The 2,000-nt window shown below is 74.2% G+C and carries 1 protein-coding gene and 1 pseudogene; one reads left to right on the top strand and one right to left on the bottom strand.

Annotated elements, in window-relative coordinates; genetic code table 11:
• A pseudogene (locus AB4Z02_RS18895) lies at positions 1-947 on the top strand (hypothetical protein); the annotation flags it as partial.
• A 26-nt stretch (positions 948-973) separates the two neighbouring features.
• Here the strand turns inward: AB4Z02_RS18895 and AB4Z02_RS18890 are convergent.
• The coding region (locus tag AB4Z02_RS18890; RefSeq protein ID WP_441972895.1) for a lysophospholipid acyltransferase family protein at positions 974-2,000 on the bottom strand (1,027 nt) is incomplete at its 5' end.

The following is a 2,000-nucleotide window of genomic DNA, read 5'->3' as shown; positions in this document are numbered from 1 at the left end:
CCACACGCCCGGCCCCCGCCGTGCTGGTCGTCGGCCGCGGCCTGCCGCGCATGGTCGCCGGCGCGACCGCCTCGGCTCTCCTCGTCGGCGGGGTGGTGGGGCTCGTGTCCCGCGGCACCGTCCCCGGGGACACCCTGTACCCGGTCAAGGGCTGGCTCGACGGGGTCGCCGTCCGCCTGGCCGACAGCGACCTCGACCGCGGCCGCACCCAGCTCGACCAGGCGCAGGAGCACATCTCCGACGCCCGCGCCCTCGCCGACCGCGCCACACCCGACTCCGGCGACATCGACACCGCGCTCGAGGCGGCCATCACCTCCGTCACCGGCGGGCAGCGCTCCCTCGACCGGGCCTGGTCCGAGACCCGCAACCCGCAGGCGCTGCTGGCCATGCGCGACTTCACCGCCCGCGCCCTGCCCCAGGTCGACGCCCTGCGCACCGAGGTACCCGCGGCCTCCCTGCCCGAGGTGGGCCGGCTCGAGGCGCTGCTGCGCCAGACCCAGGTCGCGACCGCTCGGCGCATCGCGGCCTGCAACAGCTGCGGCGAGGCGCTGACCTCCGGGCTCGGGCCGTCGTCGCTGCCGAGCTCGCTCGCCACGTCCAGCACCGCGTCCGCGGCGGCGTCAACCACCGCTCCCACACGCAGCGGCGTGATGGTCACCGTGCCGGGTGCCCCGGTCACCAGCGGTGCCGGCGGGGTGCCTTCCCCCAGCGTCTCGGGCGGGACCGGTGGAGTCGTCGTCGGCGGTGGAGGCAGCGGCGCGACCCTGTCGACCGGCGGCGCCACGGTCAACCTGCCGACCCTCAGCGCCACCCTGCCCCTCCCCTCGGCCACCGTCACGGTGCCGCTGCCGTCGGCGACGGTCGGCACCGGCGGCGTCACGGCGACCGTGCCGGGTACGACGCTGGGCCCGGTGACGCTGCCCGGCGTGACCCTCTCCATCCCCTGACCCGCGGGTCGGTCAGGAGAGGCCGGTCAGAAGAAGACCGAGCGCCGCTGCATGAGCAGCGAGTAGAGCGTCTGCTGGATGGTCTCGCGGACCTGGTCGGTCAGGTCGAAGACCAACATCGGGTCGTCCGCGGCGGCCGGTCCGAGGTCGGCGGTCTCCACCGGTGACCCGAACTCGATGATCCACTTGCTCGGCAGCGGCACCAGCCCCAGCGGCCCGAGCAGCGGCCAGGTGGGGGTGATGGGGGCGTACGGCGCCCCAAGCAGCCGGGCGACCGCCTTCATGTTGCCGATGATCGGGTAGATCTCCTCGGCTCCCACGATCGAGCAGGGGATGATCGGCGCCCCGGTCCGCAGCGCCGCCGAGACGAACCCTCCACGGCCGAAGCGCTGCAGCTTGTAGCGCTCGCTGAACGGCTTGCCGACACCCTTGAAGCCCTCCGGCCACACGCCGCACAGCTCGCCGTTGGACAGCAGCCGCTCGGCGTCGGGGTTCGCCGCCAGGGTCGACCCGGACTTGCGGGCGATCTGGCCGACGACCGGCGTCTGGAATACCAGGTCGGCCCCCAGCATGCGCAGGTGCCGGTGCGCGGGGTGCTCGTCGTGGACGGCGACCTGGGTCATCAGCGAGTCCATCGCGATGGTGCCTGAGTGGTTGGCGACGACCAGGCCACCACCGGTCGCGGGGATGTTCTCGATGCCGCGCACCTCGACCCGGAACCACGAGCGGTAGAGCGGTCGCAGCACCGGCAGGTAGAAGTGCCGGGTGAAGTCCTCGTCGAAGCCGAACTCGTCGACCGAGTAGTCGCCGGTCAGCCGGCGCCGCACGTAGGACAGCATCGAGGCGAGGTGGCGCTCGACGTCCTCAGCGGAGATGCCGGCCGCCTGGGCGGCGGCGCGGACGGCCGCGATGCCTGCCGACAGGAGCTCCTCGACGCCGGGCGCGACGGTGCGGGTCGTGGCCTCGGGCGTGGGTACGGCGGTCAGGACCGGCGCGTCGTCGGGCACCGCCTTGAGGGCGCGGGCCGGCCTGGTCGCCGCCGCACCGCTGGTG

Source organism: Pedococcus sp. 2YAF34 (genome assembly GCF_052114585.1).
Taxonomy (GTDB): Bacteria; Actinomycetota; Actinomycetes; order Actinomycetales; family Dermatophilaceae; genus Pedococcus.
The sequence above is the reverse complement of the archived record's forward strand: the minus strand, read 5'-3'. Positions and strand labels throughout refer to the sequence as shown.